Annotated in this window: 20 protein-coding genes; 2 read left to right on the top strand and 18 right to left on the bottom strand. The window is 68.1% G+C overall.

Annotated features, from left to right (window positions below; all coding sequences use genetic code 11):
• Window positions 1-195: 195 nt before the first annotated feature.
• Genes GX543_RS03560 through GX543_RS03575 form a run of 4 tightly spaced genes read right to left on the bottom strand, consistent with a single transcriptional unit; the run spans window position 196 to window position 4910 of the window.
• Window positions 196-2736: an FtsX-like permease family protein gene (locus GX543_RS03560; protein WP_290849830.1), complete on the bottom strand. Its 2541-nt coding sequence runs from the start codon at window positions 2734-2736 to the stop codon at window positions 196-198.
• 1 nt (window position 2737) lies between these two features.
• On the bottom strand, window positions 2738-3421 hold the full coding sequence (locus GX543_RS03565; RefSeq protein ID WP_290849832.1) for an ABC transporter ATP-binding protein: 684 nt from the start codon (window positions 3419-3421) through the stop codon (window positions 2738-2740).
• 39 nt (window positions 3422-3460) lie between these two features.
• Window positions 3461-4567 carry a PLP-dependent cysteine synthase family protein gene (locus tag GX543_RS03570; RefSeq protein ID WP_290849871.1) on the bottom strand — a complete coding sequence of 369 codons (1107 nt, stop codon included), beginning with the start codon at window positions 4565-4567 and terminating at the stop codon, window positions 3461-3463.
• 13 nt (window positions 4568-4580) lie between these two features.
• The gene (locus tag GX543_RS03575; protein ID WP_290849833.1) at window positions 4581-4910 is read right to left on the bottom strand and encodes a DUF4229 domain-containing protein; all 330 of its coding nucleotides are present in this window, start codon (window positions 4908-4910) and stop codon (window positions 4581-4583) included.
• Window positions 4911-5127: 217 nt separating this feature from the next.
• Here GX543_RS03575 and GX543_RS03580 point away from each other — a divergent pair, with 217 nt between their 5' ends.
• A complete protein-coding gene (locus GX543_RS03580) occupies window positions 5128-5349 on the top strand; it encodes a BldC family transcriptional regulator (protein ID WP_290849834.1) in 222 nt (73 codons plus the stop codon).
• 217 nt (window positions 5350-5566) lie between these two features.
• On the top strand, window positions 5567-5731 hold the full coding sequence (locus GX543_RS03585) for a hypothetical protein (protein WP_290849835.1): 165 nt from the start codon (window positions 5567-5569) through the stop codon (window positions 5729-5731).
• Window positions 5732-5838: 107 nt separating this feature from the next.
• Here GX543_RS03585 and ccsB read toward each other — a convergent pair whose 3' ends face one another.
• From ccsB to GX543_RS03655, 14 genes are all read right to left on the bottom strand, one after another.
• Window positions 5839-6873, bottom strand: coding sequence for a c-type cytochrome biogenesis protein CcsB (gene ccsB / locus GX543_RS03590; protein ID WP_290849836.1), 1035 nt, complete (start codon window positions 6871-6873; stop codon window positions 5839-5841).
• Between the two features lie 34 nt (window positions 6874-6907).
• Entirely contained in the window at window positions 6908-8536 is a 1629-nt protein-coding gene (locus GX543_RS03595) for a cytochrome c biogenesis protein ResB (protein ID WP_290849838.1), read from the bottom strand.
• On the bottom strand, window positions 8533-9342 hold the full coding sequence (locus GX543_RS03600; RefSeq protein WP_290849840.1) for a cytochrome c biogenesis CcdA family protein: 810 nt from the start codon (window positions 9340-9342) through the stop codon (window positions 8533-8535). Before GX543_RS03600 ends, GX543_RS03595 begins: the two co-directional genes overlap by 4 nt.
• Window positions 9339-9959: a TlpA disulfide reductase family protein gene (locus GX543_RS03605; protein WP_290849842.1), complete on the bottom strand. Its 621-nt coding sequence runs from the start codon at window positions 9957-9959 to the stop codon at window positions 9339-9341. Before GX543_RS03605 ends, GX543_RS03600 begins: the two co-directional genes overlap by 4 nt.
• A gap of 4 nt (window positions 9960-9963) precedes the next feature.
• Complete coding sequence (locus GX543_RS03610) at window positions 9964-10590, bottom strand: histidine phosphatase family protein (RefSeq protein WP_290849843.1); 627 nt, start codon at window positions 10588-10590, stop codon at window positions 9964-9966.
• Entirely contained in the window at window positions 10590-11933 is a 1344-nt protein-coding gene (hemL, locus tag GX543_RS03615; RefSeq protein ID WP_290849844.1) for a glutamate-1-semialdehyde 2,1-aminomutase, read from the bottom strand. The genes GX543_RS03610 and hemL overlap by 1 nt, the downstream gene beginning before the upstream one ends.
• Before the next feature lie 106 nt (window positions 11934-12039).
• Window positions 12040-12981 (bottom strand): SGNH/GDSL hydrolase family protein, encoded by a 942-nt coding sequence (locus tag GX543_RS03620; protein ID WP_290849845.1) that lies wholly within the window; start codon window positions 12979-12981, stop codon window positions 12040-12042.
• 3 nt (window positions 12982-12984) lie between these two features.
• A complete protein-coding gene (locus tag GX543_RS03625; RefSeq protein WP_366929048.1) occupies window positions 12985-13620 on the bottom strand; it encodes a DUF3093 domain-containing protein in 636 nt (211 codons plus the stop codon).
• Window positions 13617-14090, bottom strand: a complete 474-nt coding sequence (locus GX543_RS03630; RefSeq protein WP_290849846.1) for a hypothetical protein — start codon at window positions 14088-14090, stop codon at window positions 13617-13619. Before GX543_RS03630 ends, GX543_RS03625 begins: the two co-directional genes overlap by 4 nt.
• On the bottom strand, window positions 14087-14644 hold the full coding sequence (locus GX543_RS03635) for a hypothetical protein (protein WP_290849848.1): 558 nt from the start codon (window positions 14642-14644) through the stop codon (window positions 14087-14089). Before GX543_RS03635 ends, GX543_RS03630 begins: the two co-directional genes overlap by 4 nt.
• Before the next feature lie 28 nt (window positions 14645-14672).
• Entirely contained in the window at window positions 14673-15659 is a 987-nt protein-coding gene (gene hemB, locus GX543_RS03640; RefSeq protein ID WP_290849850.1) for a porphobilinogen synthase, read from the bottom strand.
• Window positions 15660-15669: 10 nt separating this feature from the next.
• On the bottom strand, window positions 15670-17277 hold the full coding sequence (locus tag GX543_RS03645) for a bifunctional uroporphyrinogen-III C-methyltransferase/uroporphyrinogen-III synthase (protein WP_290849851.1): 1608 nt from the start codon (window positions 17275-17277) through the stop codon (window positions 15670-15672).
• 102 nt (window positions 17278-17379) lie between these two features.
• Window positions 17380-18348: a hydroxymethylbilane synthase gene (gene hemC / locus GX543_RS03650; RefSeq protein WP_290849853.1), complete on the bottom strand. Its 969-nt coding sequence runs from the start codon at window positions 18346-18348 to the stop codon at window positions 17380-17382.
• A gap of 110 nt (window positions 18349-18458) precedes the next feature.
• Window positions 18459-19793, bottom strand: coding sequence for a glutamyl-tRNA reductase (locus GX543_RS03655; RefSeq protein ID WP_290849855.1), 1335 nt, complete (start codon window positions 19791-19793; stop codon window positions 18459-18461).
• Window positions 19794-19951: the final 158 nt, after the last annotated feature.

Below are 19951 nucleotides of genomic sequence, written 5' to 3' on the forward strand. Positions count from 1 at the left end.
CACGAACTGTCAATATTTATTGACACATCGCTGACGATCGACCGATCGGACGACGAGCGAAGCGGGGCGGGGCGATTGTTCACGCGAGCTCTCCGCAGGGACGAGGCGCTAGCCGAGGACCGAGGACTGTCGAGCGGGAACAATCGCCCCGCCCCGCTTCGCGCCGCCCGCTTCGCCTGCCACGCCACACGGGCATCAATCAGCAGTCAACTGCTGCGAGATGTTGAGACGAGACGCTCTCGCCGCAGGCACCATGGCTCCGATCAGGCAGAGCGCGACGGGAACGATCACATAGCCGAACGCCGACAGCTGAGGCGCGTAGACGATGTCGATCGACGTGGTCTGGCTCAGGATTCGGTCGGCGAGGTAGTGCAATCCACTGCCGAGAACCAACCCCACCGCCGCGCCGACCAGCGCGATCGATGCGGCTTCGCTGAGCACCATGCGTGAGATGAATCGACGCGACGCCCCCATCGCGCGCAGCACGCTCAGCTCGCGACTGCGTTCCAGCACCGAGAGGAGCAGGGTGTTGAGGAGCGCGATCGCCGCCGCGCCCGCGACGATCCACTGGATCGCGACGGTGAAGGCTCCGGCTTGCTCGACGCTCTTCTTTGTCGCGTCGAGCGCCTCCTGCCCGGTGTAGACCGAGACCGGTCGGTTGCCGAGGCCCGGATGCGCATCGGCGATGGCGGTCAGTTCGCGCCGCACCCGCTCGTGGTCAGCGCCCGGCTTGAGCATCACCTGCAGATAGGTGTCGCCGTCACGCTTGAACCACTTACGCAGCAGGTTGTTGGAGACCGCGCCCACCCCGGAGTCGACGGCAACATAATTGACGGTGTCGCGGACCACCAGCGACTGGTAGCCGGTGGGTGTGGCGAGGCGCACGGTGTCGCCGGACTGTACGCCCAGCATGCGGGCGAGCACCTTGGAGAGCAGGATCCCGTCGCCGGCCAGCGTCTGCCGGACGGCGTCGTCGGACGACTTCTTGATGAACGGCGCCGACGAGCCGGGGACCAGACCTTGCAGCAGCACGCGGGCATCGCCGATGTTGACCGACGCCCATTGGCCGCCGACCGCAGCGTCGACCTCGGGCAGCTGCCGGACCTGTTCGGCGATGGCCGGATCGAGCGCGGGGCCGAGCGGCATCGCGTCAGCGGTGCGCGACGAGACGTAGAAGTCCGGATCGGCGAGCCCCTCGAGCGAGGTCGAGATGGATCCGATCATGTTGTTGAGCGCCCCGGAGATGCCGATGCCGACAGTGATCGCGACCGCGACCGTCATCACCGTGGCCCAGACGCGCCGCGGCGCGCGTTCGGCATTGACCGCTGCGAGCCGCCCGGGGCCACGCCATCGATTCGACGTCGCCAACACCGCGCGGACCAGTACCGACATCAGTGCGAAGCAGAGCAACAGGCCGCCGACCGAGTAGACGGCACCGGCCAGAATGGCGGCACGACCGTCCACGGTCTCCGCAATCGTCCACGCCGCGACGATCAGCAGCGCTCCGACGACTCCGCTGCTCACCAGCAGCCCGGCGGCGGGCGGCTTGGCGTCGGAGGCCTCGCCGGGCACCATCGCTTCCACCGGTGCCACCGCGAACACCGAGCGTGCCGCCAGGATCGTCGCCCCGACACACGCGACGACGCACGCGACAACGGCGACGACGGGTGCGTACCCGGGCAGGTGATAGTCGACGGCCACGCCGACGGCTTCCGACGAGTCCGGCAGCCGCCCGATGATCCAGCGGCCGGCCACAATCCCCAACGGCACGCCGATCAACCCGCCGAGCACACCGAGGACCGCCGACTCGGCCAGCAGGTCGCCGACCAGATGGCGGCGCCGCGCGCCCAGTGCGCGCAGCATCGCCAGGGATTGGCGACGCGAGGCCACCGCCATGTTCATCGTGTTGAAGACCAGAAACGCGGCGATGATCAGCGAGACCATGGCCACCAGCAGGGTGGAGTCGTGCGTCACCGAGTTGGCGACCTCCACCTGCTTCACCCGGAAGCTCGGATCCACCACGCTCGCCTGACCGCCGACCACCGCCGACACCTGCGCGCTCAGCTCCGACTGCGACACCCCCGTCTTCGGGACGATGAGGATCGAGTCGACCGCGCCGTCGAGCCCGGTGAGGCGCTGGGCCAGACCGAGATACGCGAACACGAAGCGGCCGCCGTTGAGGACCCGGCCGACGTCGTCGGGCACCACGCCCACCACCGTCACGTCGACGCCCGAGAGGGTCAGTGCCTGTCCCTCTCGCAAACCGGTCGCTGCGCCGACCACGATGCCATCGTCTAGCCGTTCGGCGGCGAATCCCGAACCGGCGGAGTTCGCCTCCGAGTCGACGACCTCACGCAGTTCACCCGACAGCGCGGTCACGTACATGTCGGAGCCGACCAGCACCGCGGGCGCCCCGTCGTCGAGGATCACGGTGCTGCGGACCAGCGGCACCACGGCACGCGCCCCGGGCACTTCGCGGCGCAGCTCTCCCGCGAGGGCGGAGTCGACGCCCGAGTCGGCGATTCCCGCGACTTCGACGGTCGCATCGCCCGACAGCGCGGCGTTGAACTGCCGCACCGACTCCGACATGGAGCCGTAGGTGCCGAGCACCGCGACCAGCAGTGCCGACGACACCATCACGACGACGAGCGAGGTGACCACCCGTAGTCTGTGACCCGCGAGCTCACGCAGGTTGAAGATGCGGACGCGCGTGAGTCCGGCGAGAACCGCACCCACCTCAGCTGTCCCGCCCGTCGATCCTGCCGTCGCGGACCGTCACCACTCGGTCACAGACCGCCGCGGCGTTGCTGTCGTGCGTCACCATCAGCACCAGGCGGTCGGGTTCGTCGTGCGCCACCTCCGACAGCAGCGCCAGGACGTCGGCGCCGGTCTTCGAATCGAGGTTGCCGGTCGGTTCGTCCGCCAGCAGGATCTTCGGGTCCATCATCAACGACCGCGCGACCGCCACCCGCTGCATCTGTCCGCCGGACAGTTCCGCCGGTCGATGTTCGACGCGGTCACCGAGACCGACCCGGTCAAGGAGTTCGACGGCCCGCGGTTTGGCCTTTCGCAGCGACTTGGAGTCGAGAAGCCTGGGGAGCGCGACGTTCTCCCAGGCGGTCAGCGTGGGCACCAGATTGAAGAACTGGAAGATGAAGCCGACCCGATGCCGTCGGAACGCGGAGGCCTCGTCGTCGCTGAGACCAGCCAAGTCGGTGCCGTCCACGCGAATGGACCCCGAGGTCGGGACGTCGAGTGCCCCGATGATGTGCAGCAGCGTCGACTTTCCCGCACCCGATGGTCCGACCACCGAGACGAACTGACCGCCCTCGAGCGTCAGCGATGCGCCGTCGAGCGCTCGCACCGTCTCCGTTCCCATGCGATACTCGCGAACCAGATTCGACGCCTCGACGACGGCCACGCTGTCCCCAATCTGCGGCCGGACGCACCGGGCCGCGTGTCAACGCTGAGACGACGGCTCGGGCAGCACCCCGGTGGCGTAGAACCGTTCCAGCGCCGCAGTCGGCGGCCCGAGGTCCAGCTGCTGCTCGCTCACCCAGTCGTCGTTGAAGTATGTGTGATCGTATCGGTCACCGCTGTCGCACAGCAGCGACACCACACTGCCGCTGCGTCCGGCCGCCGCCATCTCGCCGATCAGCGTGCAGACGCCCCAGAAGTTGGTTCCGGTTGAGCCGCCGACGCGTCGTCCCAGCCGGTCGCTGAGGAAGCGCATGGCCGCTACCGACGCCGCATCGGGCACCGGCACCATCGCATCGATCACCTGCGAGACGAACGACGGTTCCACCCGGGGGCGGCCGATGCCCTCGATCCGCGACGCCGTCGGCGAAGTGATGGTGCCGTCACCGGTCTGATAGGCGGGCAGAAAGACCGAGTTCTCGACGTCGACGACGCACAGGCGCGTCGGATGCTGCCGGTACCGCAGATATCGGCCGAAGGTGGCCGAGGTGCCCCCGGTCCCCGCGCCGACGACGATCCACTCCGGAATCGGGTGTCGTTCGGCGCTCATCTGCGCGAAGACCGATTCGGCGATGTTGTTGTTGCCCCGCCAGTCCGTCGCGCGCTCAGCCATGGTGAACTGGTCGATGAAATGGCCTCCGAGTTCGGCTTCCAACCGCTGCGCCACCGCGTAGATCTCGGACGGTGAGTCGACGAAATGGCAGACACCGCCCTGCGCCTCGATGAGCCTGGTCTTGGCCGGAGACGTCCCGGACACCATGACCGCGATGAACGAGACACCGATCAGCTTGGCGAAGTAGGCCTCGGAGACCGCCGTCGACCCCGACGACGCCTCGATGACGGTGGTTTCCTCGCGGATCCAGCCGTTGCACAGTCCGTAGAGGAACAGCGAGCGCGCCAGTCGGTGCTTCAGCGATCCCGTCGGGTGCGTCGACTCGTCCTTCAGGTAGAGGTCGATCCCGTCTCCGCGCTCCGCCCACTCGGGCAGGTCGACGCGAAGCAGGTGGGTGTCGGCACTGCGACGAGCGTCGGCCTCGATGAGTTGAACCGCGCGGCTCGTCCAACTGCGGTCCGCGACGCGTTCCACCATCGAGGCGGGCACGTCAGTCCTCGCCGCGCAGACGCGCCTGAAGGTCGTCGCGCTGCGCCGATCGTTGGGCATCGACCTGCGCGATCTGGTCGTTGACCTTCAGTCGCAGCGACTTGAACAAGATCAGCCCGAGCGGAAGGGCGATCAGGACGCCGAAGACTGCGGCGACCAGCGGCGGCACGTCGACGTTCACGGCCTGCCCACCGAAGAAGATCACCGTCGCGATCACCGCCACCAGCGCGATCCGTGCCACGGAGTACAAGACCACGGCGAGGATGAGGCTCGTCATAGTCGCCGGCTTGTTCTGGTCGGTGAGATCGGGGTCTGGTCGTTGGTCTGTCATGTCCCCCAGAATACTTCGCTCGCGCCGGGACCAGCGAATACACCGTTCGGAGGACAACTTCGGGCACTGGTCGCAAGGGGGAGAATCAGGCCGAAATCCAACATTACGGACCCTTTACTAACGACTGACTGTTCGAGCAACCTGCACAAATGCGTGTACAAAGTGGGTGTAGCGGCGAAACCGCCGGTGTTACCCAAATAGCAAACAGGAGATTGAAATGACTGCCGTCGCCGAAAACTCCACTGAGACTGGAATCATCACCCCCGCCTTGGCCACGCAGCACAACCTGACCCCCGGTCAGGTCGCCGCGATGTTCAACGTGAACCCGAAGACCGTCGCCCGCTGGGCGTCGTCGGGAGTCCTGAAGTCCATCCGCACCCCGGGCGGCCACCGTCGCTTCCGCGAAGCGGACGTCGTGGAGCTCCTCAACCGCTCCTGACCACAGTTCCTCATCGCTTCGGCCCAGTTCCGGCGGACGCGATCTCCTCGCAGTCCTCGATGCGCGCCTCCCGGCGCGCATCTTGAGGGCTCGGAGATCCTCGTCCTTCAGGAACTGGGCCTCAGTGTTTGCGGGTAGACTTCACTGAACCGATCCGAAATGTGGAGTTTCCCGACTGTGAAGTCTCCCGAGACGTGAAGTGCGAGGTGCCCTGCCCGTGCCGTTCCTGTTAGTGCTCACCCTCGTAGCGGTCGCCGCCTTCGTGTCGTGGCGCCTGATGCAGACCAGCCTCAACGAGCAGAGCCCGAGCGGCAGTCGCCGGCCCGCGCCTCGCGGTCCCGACGATGATCCGGACTTCCTGCGTTCGCTCGACCGCCGCTGACGCCCAGCCCGCACAGTCGATCGAAAACCAACGACCGCGCCCGTCTTCAACGGGCGCGGTCGTTTCGTTTCTGCGCTGTCGTTCGTTTCTGCGGAGTGATCTGGGATCTACAGACCCGCGTACGAGTGCAGGCCGGAGACCACCAGGTTGATGGCGAACAGGTTGAACAGCAGCGCGACGAAGCCCGCGATATTGATCCATGCCGAAGCATTGCGCCAACCCGCCGTGGCGCGCGCATGCAGGTACGCCGCGTAAATCACCCACGCGATGAACGACACCGTCTCCTTGGGGTCCCAGCCCCAGAAGCGGCCCCACGAGGCCTCGGCCCAGATGGCGCCGCAGATGATGCCGAGTCCGAAGAGCGGGAAGCCGATCACCGTGCACTTGTACGCGGTGCGGTCGAGCGCCTCTGCGCTGGGGAGGTGGCCCAACAGACGTCGTCCGGCAGCTCCGAGACCGGCTGCGGCCTCGTCCACGACACCGAGAGTCGGCCACTTGCTGCGAACCAGGTACAGGATGCTGGCCACACCGGCCACCAGCAGCACGCCGGACGCGACCGAGATGATCGAGACATGGATGGCGAGCCAGTACGACTTCAGCGCCGGAACCACCGGTGCGGCCTGGGTGTACAGGTACCGCCCGCCGATGAACATCAGCAGCACGACGGGGACCAGCACAAAGCTCAGCAGGGGTCGCGCCTCTTTAGCGCGGAGGATGACGAGTCCGGCGGCGACGCACGCGAGGCAGGTCAGCGAGATGAACTCGTACATGTTGCCCCACGGCGCGCGATCGGTGGCGACTCCGCGGAGAACCACCGATCCCAGGTGAGCGAGGAATCCGACCCACACCACCGGGAAAGCCATCGCTGCAAGCTTCTCCCCGAACGGGCGACGCTGCGCCGGCCCCGAGATGCGGCCGGGGACGCGGTCGTCGGCGGAATCCTTCGTCAACGAGGTGGCGGAACCGGCCGTCGCACCGACGAGGCTCTCCGACTTCGCGTCGATCCGCTGGTAGCGGGCACCGGCCAGTGCTCCGAGGAACATCAGCATGGCGATCACGTACACCGTCATGCTGGTGGCGTACAGCCAGTCGGAATAGCGAGCCAGCGTCTCGTTGACGTAGCCCACGGCTTCATCGTTCATGAACGATTCCTCATCTCGTCTTCACTCCGGGCCGTCACAGCTTGGCCCGGTTCTTCGGGGCGTCCTCGGCGAACAGACCCCTGGCCTGTTCCTCGAAGCCTTCGCCCCAGCCTGCCTGGTCAGTACGGGCCAGGCCGGCGACCTCTACTACAGTACGTCGTTTGTCGCCCTCGGCAACAGGCACGATTCGGGCCCACACCCGTCGGCGGCGAATCATCAGCGACATCACCAGTCCGAGGACCATCACGACCGACGACACCAGCACCGCGGTCTGCATCGGATCGTGCGAGACCTGGACCGATGCCCAGCGCTCGTAGCCGTCGAAGCGCACGCGCGTGCCGTCCGGCAGAACCGTCTCCGCACCCATGCCGAGGTTCACCGACGCCTGCTGCGTCAGTCGCCCCTGGTCGATCAACCGCTGGTCGAGCGAGTACACGTTCTGCGGCCGACCGGTGTCCAGACCGGTGTCGCCCTTGTAGATGCGGATGGCGACGGTCGGCTTGTGCGGCTCCGGCGACGCCGAGTCGAGCAGGTTGGCGTGCGGGAACACCGCGTCGGGCGCGAACAGCCCCTCGATCGCGATCTGGTTCTTGCGACGGTCGTCCTCGTTCGGGTACATGCCCGCCGGGGTGTCGACGCGAACTGCACCCTCCGACAGCATGGTCTGCGTGGCCTGCGGGATGAACGGGGTCGTCTCGGTACGCTTCTCACCATTCGGGAAGGTCACTGTGAAGGTGGGCGCGAAACCGTTGCCCAGGACGTAGACGCGGTCGCCCGCGATCCGCAGGGGATTGTTCACCTGGACCTGAGTGGTCGGCCACTCGTCGCCCGGCAACGACAGGTCGGTGGTGTGCGCGATCTTGGAGTCGTACATGTCCGGCTGACCGCTCGGCAGGAACGTCGCCGAGAACTCGTCGACCCGGATGCAGAACGGCTCGAGGCCGGTGCCGTCGACCATCGCGCCGGACCGGAACGAGTCGTACACGGCGGTGGACGTGTTGCATAGCACCTGTTCACCGTCGGCCACCAGCGTGCGGGTGCCCTCGTAGCCCCACAACTTGCCGATCGCCATGGCCACCAGCAGTGCGAGCAGCGCGAAGTGGAAGACCAGGTTGCCGAACTCGCGCAGATAGCCCTTCTCGGCCGACACCTCGACCGCGCCGTCCGGGTACTTGGTCGACGGCTCGACGGTGCGCACGTCGGTGCGCCAGCCGCGCAGGTTCTTCTCGATCCGCGCGCCGATCTCGGCGGGCTCGCCGTCGACGGTCTCGGAGATGTGCCGCGGCATGCGCTTGAGGTTGCGCGGCACCTTGACCGGCTTGGTCCGCAGCGACTGCAGGTGCTCCCAGATGCGGGGCGTCAGGCACCCGACCAGCGAGACGAAGAGCAGCACGTAGATGGCCGTGAACCAGCTCGACGAGAAGACGTCGAACAGTTGCAGGCGATCCATCCAGACGCCGAGCTCGCCCTGCTTCTCGATGTATTCGAGGGTCTTCGACTCGTTGAGGTCGCGCTGCGGCAGCATCGCTCCCGGGATCGCCGCGAGGGCGAGCAGGAACAGCAGCGCCAGCGCGGTGCGCATCGAAGTCAGACCCCGCCAGACCTTCCGGGAAGGTGCGACGACGAAGCGTTGCAGCGGGGACGGTTTGCCGGCCTGAGTCATACGGGCAACTCCACGTCGTTGATGAGGGTGATTCGAATCCAGTCGACGAACTCGTTCCACATGCCGGTCACGAGCATCACGCCCACGCCGATGAGGAGAACGCCGCCGATGATCTGGATGGTGCGTGCGTGGCGGCGAACGAAGCCGAGGCTGCGCACGGCCCACGCTGAGGACAGCGCCAGAAGGAGGAACGGGATGCCGAGGCCGAGACAGTACGCGGTGACCATCAGGGCGCCGCGGAGCGGACTGTTGCCCTCGGTGCTCATGGCGATGCCGAGGACGGCGCCGAGAGTCGCGCTGCTGCACGGGATCCAGCCGATGGCGAAGACCGCGCCGAGGATCGGGGCGCCGATCAGGCCCGAGTAGCGACGCGGCGCCATGCGAACGTCGCGCTGCAGGAACGGGATCATCCCGAGGAAGATCAGCCCCATGATGATGGTGATCACGCCGCCGATGCGCTGCATCAGCTCCAGGCGATCGGTGTCGAGGAACACCGACGTGACGCCGAACAGGGCGGCGGTCGCGAGGACGTAGATCACGGTGAACCCGAGGACGAACAGACCGGCGGCGCCGACCACCCGCCACCGGCCGGACTTGGCGCCCTCCCCCGCCTGGACCGCGGGCGCTTCGGCGCCGACCAGCCCGGCCAGGTACGAGAGGTACCCGGGGACCAGTGGCACCACGCAAGGCGAGGCGAAGGAGATCAAGCCGACCAGGACGCACACACCGAGCGCGAGCAGCAGCGGTCCGCTGGTGACCGTCGAGGCGAAGGTGGTGCCCAGATCGGCCAGATACACCTGCGTCATTTCTTCGCCGGGCTCTCGGCAGCGACGCTCAGCACGGCGTCACGCAGTTCGTCCTCGCCGATGGCACGGAGATAGACCTTCGCCGGGCGGTGCTGTCGGTCGAGAACGACCGTGGTCGGCACCACGCCGACGGGCACACCGAGGGCTGCAAGGGTGGCGCCACCGTAGTCGTAGATCGACGGGTAAGGAACCTTGCGGTCGGTGACGAAGTCCTTGGCACTGTTGCGGGAGTCGCGGAAGTCGATGCCGACGAACTGGACGCCCTTGTCCTTGGTCTCCTCGTACACCTTCGTCAGGTGGGGAAACTCGGTGCGGCACGGCGGGCACCAGGAGGCCCACACGTTCACCACGACCACATCGCCCGCGTAGTCGGAGAGCTTCACCGTGCCGTCGCCCATCAGGTTCTCGCCCTCGACGGCGCCGATGTCCTTGCGGTCGCCGACCGCGTACTCGATGACTGTCTTGCCGTCAGGCGAGACGAACTGGTTGCCGCGGTTGGGCGAGACGGCGTCGTCGCCGACGGCGCAGCCGGTCAGGATCGACGCGGAGACGAGTGCCGCGAGCACGACAGTCACCATCCGCCGTCGGCCGCGGGTCGTCGGCCGAGTTGCAGTCATGCCGTCACGCTCCGGTGATCCGCGGATCCGATGCGCCCGCCGGTTCGGAGTAGACGATGTCCACCAGGGCGTCGTCGTCATAGATCAGGGTGGTCAGCGAGGCCAGCGAGCACTGGCGGACGCGGGGGTCGTGCCACAGACGCTGTCCCTCCAGGAAGCGGCGCAGGGTGTAGACCGGCAGCTGGTGGCTCACGCAGATCACCTCGTGTCCGCGACCGGCATCGCGCGCGGTGTTGGCGGCGGCCAGCATGCGGTGTGCGATCTGGATGTACGGCTCGCCCCACGACGGGGTGAACGGGTCGCGCATCTTGAGCCAGTGGCGCGGCTTGCCGAGCGCGCCGTCGCCGACGGAGACCTTCAGGCCCTCGAACTGGTTGTCGGCCTCGATGAGGTCGTCGATCGTCGTGATGTCGAGACCGTGCGCCGCGGCGATGGGCGTCGCCGTCTCCTGCGCCCGCTGCAGCGGCGAGGCGAACACGTGCGCGATGTCGTGGTCGGCGAGGACGTCGGCCACTCGCTGCGCCTGCGCGGCACCGGTGTCGGAGAGGTGGAATCCCGGCAGTCGGCCGTACAGGATGCCCTCGGGGTTGTGCACCTCGCCGTGTCGCATCATGTGGACGATCGTCTTCATCAGGCTCCCTTTCCAGGGTCGGTTGCTGCTGCGGCCGCTGCGGCGGCGGCCGGCAGCGCGTCGGAGATGATCGAGAACGCCTCGTCGTCGAGCGCTGCGGAGACGAACCAGGCTTCGAAGGCGCTGGGCGGCGCGTACACGCCGCGCGCCAGCAGTGCGTGGAAGAACGGTGCGAAACGCCAGGTCTGCGCGGCCTTGGCGCCCGCGTAGTCCACCACCGGTTCCGCGGAGTCGGTGAAGAATACGCTGAAGAGGTTGCCCGCCTTCTGCACGCGGTGAGGCACACCGGCGGTGGTGAGGGCGTCGCCGATCATCGTCGCGAGTCGGTCGGCGTTGGCGTCCAGGGCGGTGTAGACGTCGGCCGTGGCGTTGCGCAGCGTCGCCAGACCCGCAGCGACGGCAACGGGGTTACCGGACAGAGTGCCCGCCTGGTACACCGGCCCCATCGGCGCCAGGTGCTCCATGATTTCGGCACGACCGCCGAACGCCGCGGCGGGCAGACCGCCGCTCATCACCTTGCCGAAGGTGTAGAGGTCGCCGGCCACGCCGTCGAGGCCGTAGTGGCCCGCGGGGCTCACGCGGAAGCCGGTCATCACCTCATCCATGATCAGCAGGGCGCCGTTCTCGGCGGTCACGCGGCGGAGCCCCTCGTTGAAGCCTGCGACCGGCGCGACGGCCCCCATGTTGCCAGCGGCGGCCTCGGTGATGACCGCGGCGATGTCCGGGCCGTGCTCGGCGAACACCTGCTCCACCGCGGCGAGGTCGTTGTAGGGCAGGACGACGGTGTCGTGAGCTGCGGCGCCGGTGACACCGGGAGACGTCGGGAGTCCCAGCGTCGCCAGCCCCGACCCCGCGTCGGCCAGGAGCGCGTCGACGTGCCCGTGGTAACAGCCGGAGAATTTGACGATCTTGGTGCGCCCGGTGAAACCGCGGGCCAGTCGGACCGCCGACATCGTCGCCTCGGTACCGGAGTTGACGAGCCGGACCCGCGAGACGGGATCGACGCGGTCGATGATCTCTTCGGCGAGCTCGATCTCGGCGGCGGTCGGTGCGCCGAACGAGAGCCCGGTGGTCGCCGCCTGCTGGACGGCTTCGACGACGGCCGGGTGAGCGTGGCCGAGGATCATCGGACCCCAGGAGCAGACCAGGTCGACGTAGCTGTTTCGGTCGGCGTCGGTGAGCTTCCAGCCGCTGGCTTCGGTGATGAAGCGCGGGGTGCCGCCGACCGCGGAGAAGGCCCGGACCGGCGAGTTCACGCCGCCGGGGGTCACTCGTGTCGCCCGTTCGAACAATTCTGCGCTGACGGCGGTGTCCTGAACGGGATCCTCGAGTGATGGGGCCATGGGCTCCAGTGTTCCAAATCCTAGCGCCGCCGCCCAATCGCTGCCTCGTACGTCACACCGAAATGCCGTGGGAATGCACGTTATGTCGCAGGTGGGGAGTCCCGAGTCACCGAAGGTGGCCGGCCACCGCGTCGGCGATGGCCTGCTGGCCCAGCGCATTCGGGTGCATGACGATCGGCGAATCGGCGCCGATCTGCGGTTCGATCCACCGCGTGCCGCGCGGCGCGCAGGCCTCGTGACCGACCGACCGAGTCGACATGTCGACGAAAGTCGCGCCCGCGGCGGCTGCGGCCTCGGCGATCGCGTCGTTCAGTGCGGCCTGGACCCGATGAACGTAGGCGACGTCGCCGTCCGCGACGCCGACCGCGGGGCGGCAGGCGGTTGTCGCGGGCATCAGCCACGGGTATCCGGCGATCAGGATCCCCGCGTGCGGAGCGCGGGCACGGATGTCGCGAAGCGCCCGTTCGACGCTCTTCCGGGTCTCCGCGATCTGTCGGAACGGGGTACCGCCCACCGTCGTCCGGCACGGCGCCCCGGTCGGATCGTCGGCCGCCAGTCTGGTGCACTCCCCCACCATCACGGTGTAGATCGCCGAGTCGTTGCCGCCGATCGTCAGCGTCACGTAGTCCGCGGCCTCGGTGACCGCGTCCAGTTGCGGCGCCACCCCGTCGTACTGCTCCTGATAGAAGTCATCGCTGGTCGCACCGGCACACGTCACGTCGAGCACCCGCAGGTCCCGCTTCTTCGCGGTCAGCTGGCCGAAATTCCGGCTCGACCGTTGGCATTGGAAGGGCGAGTCCTCGACCAACGGCGTGGTACCCGCGCCGGAGGCGTAACTGTCGCCGAGGTGAATCAGCAGGGGCCGGTGGTCGGCCGCCGCCTCCGCCGATTCGGGCGCTTCACGATCACTCGGAACGTCGGACGTCATCCAGATGGCCCCGCCGACGGCCAGCAGGAGCACCGCGAACACCGCGACCGCGGACAGCAGCGCGGTGCGCTGTTCCCGCTTCGGCTGATCCGCCTGCGGCCGGTCTCCCTCCGTTGCCACCGCTTAAGTTTTCCCCTTCGGCGGCAGCCCCATCTTCACTGCCAGGTGCGCTTCGGTCAGCTCGGTCCGCAGCCGGTCGACGTCCCGCGCCCAAGCCTGGGCCAACCGTCCGTTGGCCAGGCGTACGCCCACCGATTTCCGCCGCCGCGGCACGCCGTGGAGCTCACCGAGCGCCGGGGCGCTCTGCCAGTCCTGCGGCTCGGTGCCGTTGTTCTCCGGGAAGATCTTGACGATGTCCGCGATCTCGACGGTCTCCTGGCCCTGGCGCAGCGTGGTCTCGGTGAGATGCATCGAGACGTGGTGGCGTGCCGCGATCTTCTGCACCACCGCGAATGCGGTGAGGATCGCACCGAAGGCCAGCAACACCTGCCAATGGATCTGTCCCTCACCGATGATCTCCAAGACGAGGATCACCGCCACCAGGACCGGCCCGATCGCCACCGTCCACCAGCTGCCGCCCGATTCGTAGAGCAGCGTCGCCCCCGGATCGACGGGCGGATCGGACGCGTGCTTCTTGCGCGGATTCAGCGTCTTCGGAATCGGGTCGGAGGCGCCCGACTCGGCATCCTCCCGATCCGGGTCGGCGTCCTTGGGTTCCGCGTCCTTGGGAGCGTCGCCGTTCTCCGGAGCGTCGCTCACTTGGCCGCTTTCTCGGCAGGCTCATCCGCCGCACAATCGCCGACCTGGCATTTGAACCAGCGGTCGGCGGGCGGCCGGTACGCCAGCAGCGACCCGAACAGGCCGATCACCGCCGAAGCGAGCACCACGGCCAGGCCCGGGCTCTGGAAACCGATCGTCAGCGGCAACAGCATCGCGACCACGACGCAGGTCAGCGCGGACAACGACGATCGCCACTCCACCGCGCCGCGGTAGGTCTTGGCGGCCAGCAGGAAGTAGACGACGCCCAGAACGATCACCAGGCAGTCGACGGCGAGAACGCCGAACTCGAGCCCGAGGTTGACTATGTCGGCGACCACGGCGAGGACGCCCAGAGCGATCAGCAAGGCCCCCGAGAGCAGCCACAGGCGGAGCGCCCAGACCACCAGCGAGGGGCGGTCCTTCGGGTCCGGTCGTTCGGGTCGACGACGTCGAGCAGGTACTTCAATCATCGGAAGCCATTCTGCCGTTTGCGGGAACGATGCGTGGCGCTGTCGCGGCAGAAGGCCGCGCTGTCGCGATGCATGAGCGCGGCGAGGGCACCCACCGCGCAGACACCGCCGAGTATTCCCGGGATCATCGCCCACGACGGCGGATCGGGCAGTTTCGAATCCGTCGGCGCGTCGACGAACAGCGCCATGAGCGAGAAGGCCAGGTTCACCGTCACGAAGGCGCTGGCCCAGCCGAGGATCAGCCGGGCCCAGGTGTAACCGACGTAGGTGAACCACATCAGCACTGCGGCCACCGCGGTCAGCGCCACCGCGACGCCGACCATCCCGATGACGAAGGTGACGTCGAGGTTCGCGGTCAGCTCCGGCTCGTTGCGCTCCTTGCTGAAGTCTTCGAGCCGGTTCTTGAAGTCTGCTTTGAACACATTCCACTGCGCGCCCATGGCGACGATCTGGAGAACGACCACGCCGAACCACAGCTGTACGGCCAGCACGATGCTGTCCGGGCGTTTCGGCGGCGCGGACGGGTCTGCGATCGGCAGTCCGGGAGCAGTCATGACACCAGCCTAATCACGCGGTGCGGGTTCACGCCCGCGCCAGTCGCCGTGCCACGTCGGGCGCAGCGTAGGTGAGAATGATCGAGGCGCCGGCTCGGGCGATCGAGAGCACCGATTCGTCGATGGCCGCGTCGAAGTCGATCCATCCGCGCTCCCCTGCGGCGGCCATCATCGCGTACTCACCGCTGACCTGGTAAGCGGCGACGGGCAGGTCCGTGCGATCGGCAACGTCCCGGACGATGTCGAGGAAGCTCATCGCAGGCTTCACCATCACCATGTCGGCCCCCTCCTCCAGATCCGCGAGCAGTTCGCGCGCCGACTCCAGACGATTCGCCGGGTCCTGCTGGTAGGTCCGACGATCACCCTGCAACGACGAACCGACGGCCTCGCGGAACGGCCCGTAGAACGCCGAGGCGTACTTGGCGGTGTACGCCAGGATGGTCGTGTCGATGAATCCCTCGGCGTCGAGCGCATCGCGGATGGCTGCCACCTGGCCGTCCATCATGCCGCTCGGGCCCACCACATGGGCGCCGGCGCTCGCCTGCGACACCGCGAGCTCTTCGTAGCGCCGCAGCGTGGCGTCGTTGTCGACGGCCCCCGAGCCGGTCAGGACTCCGCAGTGACCGTGATCGGTGAACTCGTCGAGGCAGGTGTCGGCCATGATCACCGTGTCGTCGCCCAGATCCGACCGCAGCGCCGACAGCGCGCGGTTGAGGATCCCGTCTGGACGGGCACCCACCGAACCGGTCGCGTCCTTGTCCTCGGGCTTCGGCACGCCGAACAGCATCACGCCGCCGACGCCCGCGGTCACCGCATCCGCGGCGGCCGCACGCAGGGAGTCCAGCGTGTGCTGGACGACGCCCGGCATCGACCCGATCTGCTGCGGCGCATCGATGCCGTCGGCGACGAACATCGGGAGCACCAGCTGCGAGGGGTGCAGCCGCGTCTCGGCCACCAGCCGCCGCATCGCGGGGTTCTGGCGGAGGCGACGGGGACGGTTAACCGGACCGGTCATCGAATCGACCTCACGAACGGGAGCGACGGGACTTCTTGCGCGGCGGAGGGAGGGCGCCCTCGGAGCGAAGCTGCGCGGCATGCGCGGCGAGCGCGTCCACCAGCTCGACGATCGAGGCGTTCTCCGGGCGAACATCCACCCGCAGGCCGAACTCGAGCGCCGTCTCGGCGGTCTTCGGTCCGATGCAGGCGACGATTGTCCGGGCGTGCGGCTTGCCTGCGATGCCGACCAGGTTGCGGACCGTCGAACTCGAGGTGAAGCAGACGGCGTCGAATCCGCCGGTCTTGATCATCTCGCGGGTCTCGGCCGGCGGCGGAGCCGCGCGCACGGTGCGGTAGGCGGTGACGTCGTCGATCTCCCAGCCGCGCTCGCGCAGCCCCTCGGAGAGGGTCTCGGTGGCGATGTCTGCGCGGGGCAGCAGGATGCGGTCGACCGGATCGAAGACCTCGTCGTGCGGCGGGAACACCTCGAGCAGGCCCAGCGACGACTGCTCGCCGGTCGGCAGCAGTTCGGGCTCGACACCGAACGAGCGGACCTTGGCCGCGGTGCCTTCGCCCACGCACGCGATCTTGACGCCGGAGAAGGCCCGGGCGTCGAGACCGAACTCGGCGAACTTCTCCCACACGGCGCGGACCGCGTTGGTCGAGGTGAAGACGACCCACTGGTACCGGCCGTCGACCAGACCCTTGACGGCCCGTTCCATCTGGGCCGGGCTGCGGGGCGGCTCCACGGCGATGGTCGGCACTTCCTTGGGGATGGCGCCGTGGGAGACCAGGCGCTCGCTCATGTCCACGGCCTGCTCCTTGGTGCGGGGCACCAGGACGGTCCAGCCGTAGAGGGCGCGGGACTCCCACCAGGAGAACTTGTTGCGCTGGCCGACGATCTTGCCGACGGTGACCACCAGCGGCCCGGACAGGGCATTGCCCATCTCGTTCGCGGTGGCCAGGGTGGCCTCGATGGTGCGCTGCGAGCAGGTGGTTCCGTTGACGGTGATGGCCACGGGAGTCTGCGGTGCGAGGCCGTGCTCGGTGAGTGCGCTCGCCAGCTCGGCCAGGTGACCGGAGGTGGCGTGCAGGACCAGCGGTCCCGGCGCTGCGGCCAGGGCGGCCCAGTCGATGTCGCCGCGCACGTCGGCGACGGTGTGGCCGGAGCCGAGCGGCATGCCCGCGAAGGTCGGAACGGCGGAGGCGGCTGGAATGCCCGGCAAGACCTCGAACGGAACGCTGGTGCGGGCCACCGCAGTCACCTCGGCGAGCACCGCGTCGGAGCACATCGGATCGCCTGCGACGACGCGGACGACGTTGACTCCGGTCTTCGCTTCCGCGACCAGCATCTTGGCCACCTGCGTCGGATCGCCGAGCGCGGGCCTGATGACGTCGGGAGCTTCGGCGGCGTTCTCTGCCGCAGCCTTGCGCCCGGCCCGAGTGGGCGCGGGCTCGTCGGCGGCGTGCGCCGAGCCGATCACTGCGATGACGCCGGACGGCACGTCCGGGTCCACGTAGGCCGACGTCGCGTTCACCAGTACTTGTTGCGCTCGCACGGTCAGCAGATCCGGATTTCCGGGACCCGACCCCACAAACAGGATCCGGCCCGGATTAGCATTCTTCGTACGGCTCATGCTTCTCGCACTCTCCTGCCCCGCCCCCGGGGCTGCAGTTCGTTCCTACCCCGCCACAACGGGATAAAGTCGTCCTCCTGCACGAGGCCGGATGACCGCGGTCTAGGCTCTCTTGGGAACCAGAGGTGCGGCACCGAGCTCGAGCAGTTCGGCGGCGAGATCTCGTCCGAGCTGTTCGGCCCGCTCAACGGGGCCCACCACCGAAGCGCGGATCACTTCCGATCCGTCCTCGGCCGCCACCACCGCGCGGAGCGACAGTTCGGCGAAGATGCGCCCGTCCTCGTCGATCGACTCGACCACCTCTGCCAGCGCGCCGACCGGTGCGGTACATCCGGCCTCGAGGGCCGCGAGTATCGCACGCTCGGCGTCAACCGCTGCGCGGGTGGACGGATCGTCCAACTCGGCGAGAATTCTCACCAGTTCGGCATCGTCGGAACGACATTCCACTGCCAAGGCCCCCTGAGCCGGCGCAGACAGCATGACCAGCGGGTCAAGTGCCTCGGTGACGACATCGGCCTTACCGATGCGCACCAGTCCGGCTCGGGCTACCACAACGGCGTCAAGCTCTCCGCTCGCGACTTTGCCCAACCGAGAGTCAAGGTTGCCCCGTAGGGGGCGAATTTCCAAACCGAGACCCAGTGCTCTAAGCTGTGCGGCCCGTCGCGGCGACGACGTTCCGACAACCGAGCCCGACGGGAGCTCGCCCAGCACCATGCCACCGCGGCTGACCAGCGCGTCTCGCGGATCCACGCGCGGCGGGACAGCCGCCATCGCGAAGTCGTCCTCGGGTGCGGTCGGCAGGTCTTTATACGAGTGGATCGCGACGTCGCACTCGCCTGCGCGCAGCGCCTGACGAATGGCGGTGGTGAAGACACCGACGCCGATCTGCGCGACGGGTGCCGTCGAGGTGTCGCCTGCGGTACTGATGATCACCAGTTCCGCAGGGTGTCCCGCGGCAGTCAACTGGTCGGCGATGCCCTGCGCCTGCGTGGTCGCCAGGTGCGAGCCGCGCGTTCCGATGCGGATGGTCCCACCCGAGTAGCTGCTGACGGGTCGGCCGGTGTCCTGCACGATGTGGTCCTGTCTGTGGAGGTGAGTACTTCCTGGAGCCTGCGCCGCCCGGAGATTCGGTTCAGCGCCCAGAGATTCGGTTCAGCCGAGTCGGGTTCAACAGAGGCGGGTCAGCGGAGGTCTTCGATGCCCGCGTCGGACGCCGAGACGGATTCGGCGGCGCCGGGAGCCAGTTCGAAGAGCTCGCGCAGGGCTTCGGCGTAATGGTCGCCGCGGCCCGTCGACGCGAGTTGCTTCACCCGCACCGTCGGCGCGTGAAGGAGTTTGTCGGCCACCCGACGGACCGTCTTGGCCACTTCGTCGCGCTGGTCGTCGTCCAGGTCGGACAACCGGCCCTGCAGTCTCAGGATCTCGGCTTCGACCACATCGGCCGCGCGCTGCCGGAGCGCGGCGACGGTCGGGGTCACCTCGGCCTGACGCTGCACCGCGAGGTACTCGGCGAGCTCGCCCGAGACGATCGAACGCGCCGCGAGGGTGTCGTCCTCGGCCGCACGAGCCTTCTCATCGCCCCGCAGGCCCTCGATGTCGACGATGTGGACGCCGGGCAGGCGGGCGGCGGTCGGATCGACGTCGCGCGGCAACCCGAGGTCGCAGATCATCAACGGGGCCTGGTTCACTCGACGGGCCAGCGCCGAATGCACGTCGCCCACCTGGACCACGGCAGCGATGGAGCCGGTGCAGGTGACGACGATGTCGGTGTCGGTCATCACGGCGGCCACCTCGTCGAAGGTGGCACCGCGCGCAGCGATCCCGTACTTCTCAGCGACGGTCGCCGCCACTTCGTCGGCCCGGGCCGCCGTGCGGTTGACGACGGTGATGTCGGTGATCCCGTCGGCGGCGAGCTGACTCGTGGCGAGCGACCCCATGGCGCCCGCCCCCAACACCACCGCGGAACGCATCGGCGGCTGATCCCCGCGAATGACGCCCGCCCGGCCGATGGCCACGGAGACCACCGACGCACCGGCGCGATCGATCCCGGTCTCGGTGTGCACCCGCTTCCCCACGCGCAACGCCTTCTGCGCCAACTCGTGGAGGGTGCTGCCTGCGCTTTGGTTGGTGTCGGCATCCGAGTAGGCGGTCCGGATCTGGCCGAGGATCTGCTGCTCGCCGACAACCATTGAGTCCAGGCCCGCGGCAACGGTGAAGAGGTGCTCGACGGCGGCTTCCGAGTAGCGGACGTAGGCGTGGTCGGTCAGTTCGGCGACGCTCAGACCGCTGTGATCGCCGATCACCTGGCCGACGGCCTCGAGCGCCGGATGGAAGGCGTCGACGACCGCGTAGATCTCGACGCGGTTGCACGTGGAGACGAGCATCGCCTCGGACACCGTACGGGAGGAGAGAAGGGCGTCGACCAGCTTGCGTCGATCGTCGTCGGAGACTGCGAGTCGTTCGAGAACCGATACCGGAGCACTCCGATGCGACACACCGAACAACAAGACACTCACAGTGACAAGCCTCCCGCCCGCGGATATGCCTGCATCACCGATGCCCGCAGACCACCTACCGGCGCTCTCTTCTCTTTCCAGACTCGGCCGGTCGACCGAGTGGACATGCCGTTCTAGGCTAGATCAATCCCCCGCCCGATTGCACGCCCCCCACCTGT

This window comes from Gordonia sp. (in: high G+C Gram-positive bacteria) (assembly GCF_012515855.1).
Lineage (GTDB): Bacteria > Actinomycetota > Actinomycetes > Mycobacteriales > Mycobacteriaceae > Gordonia.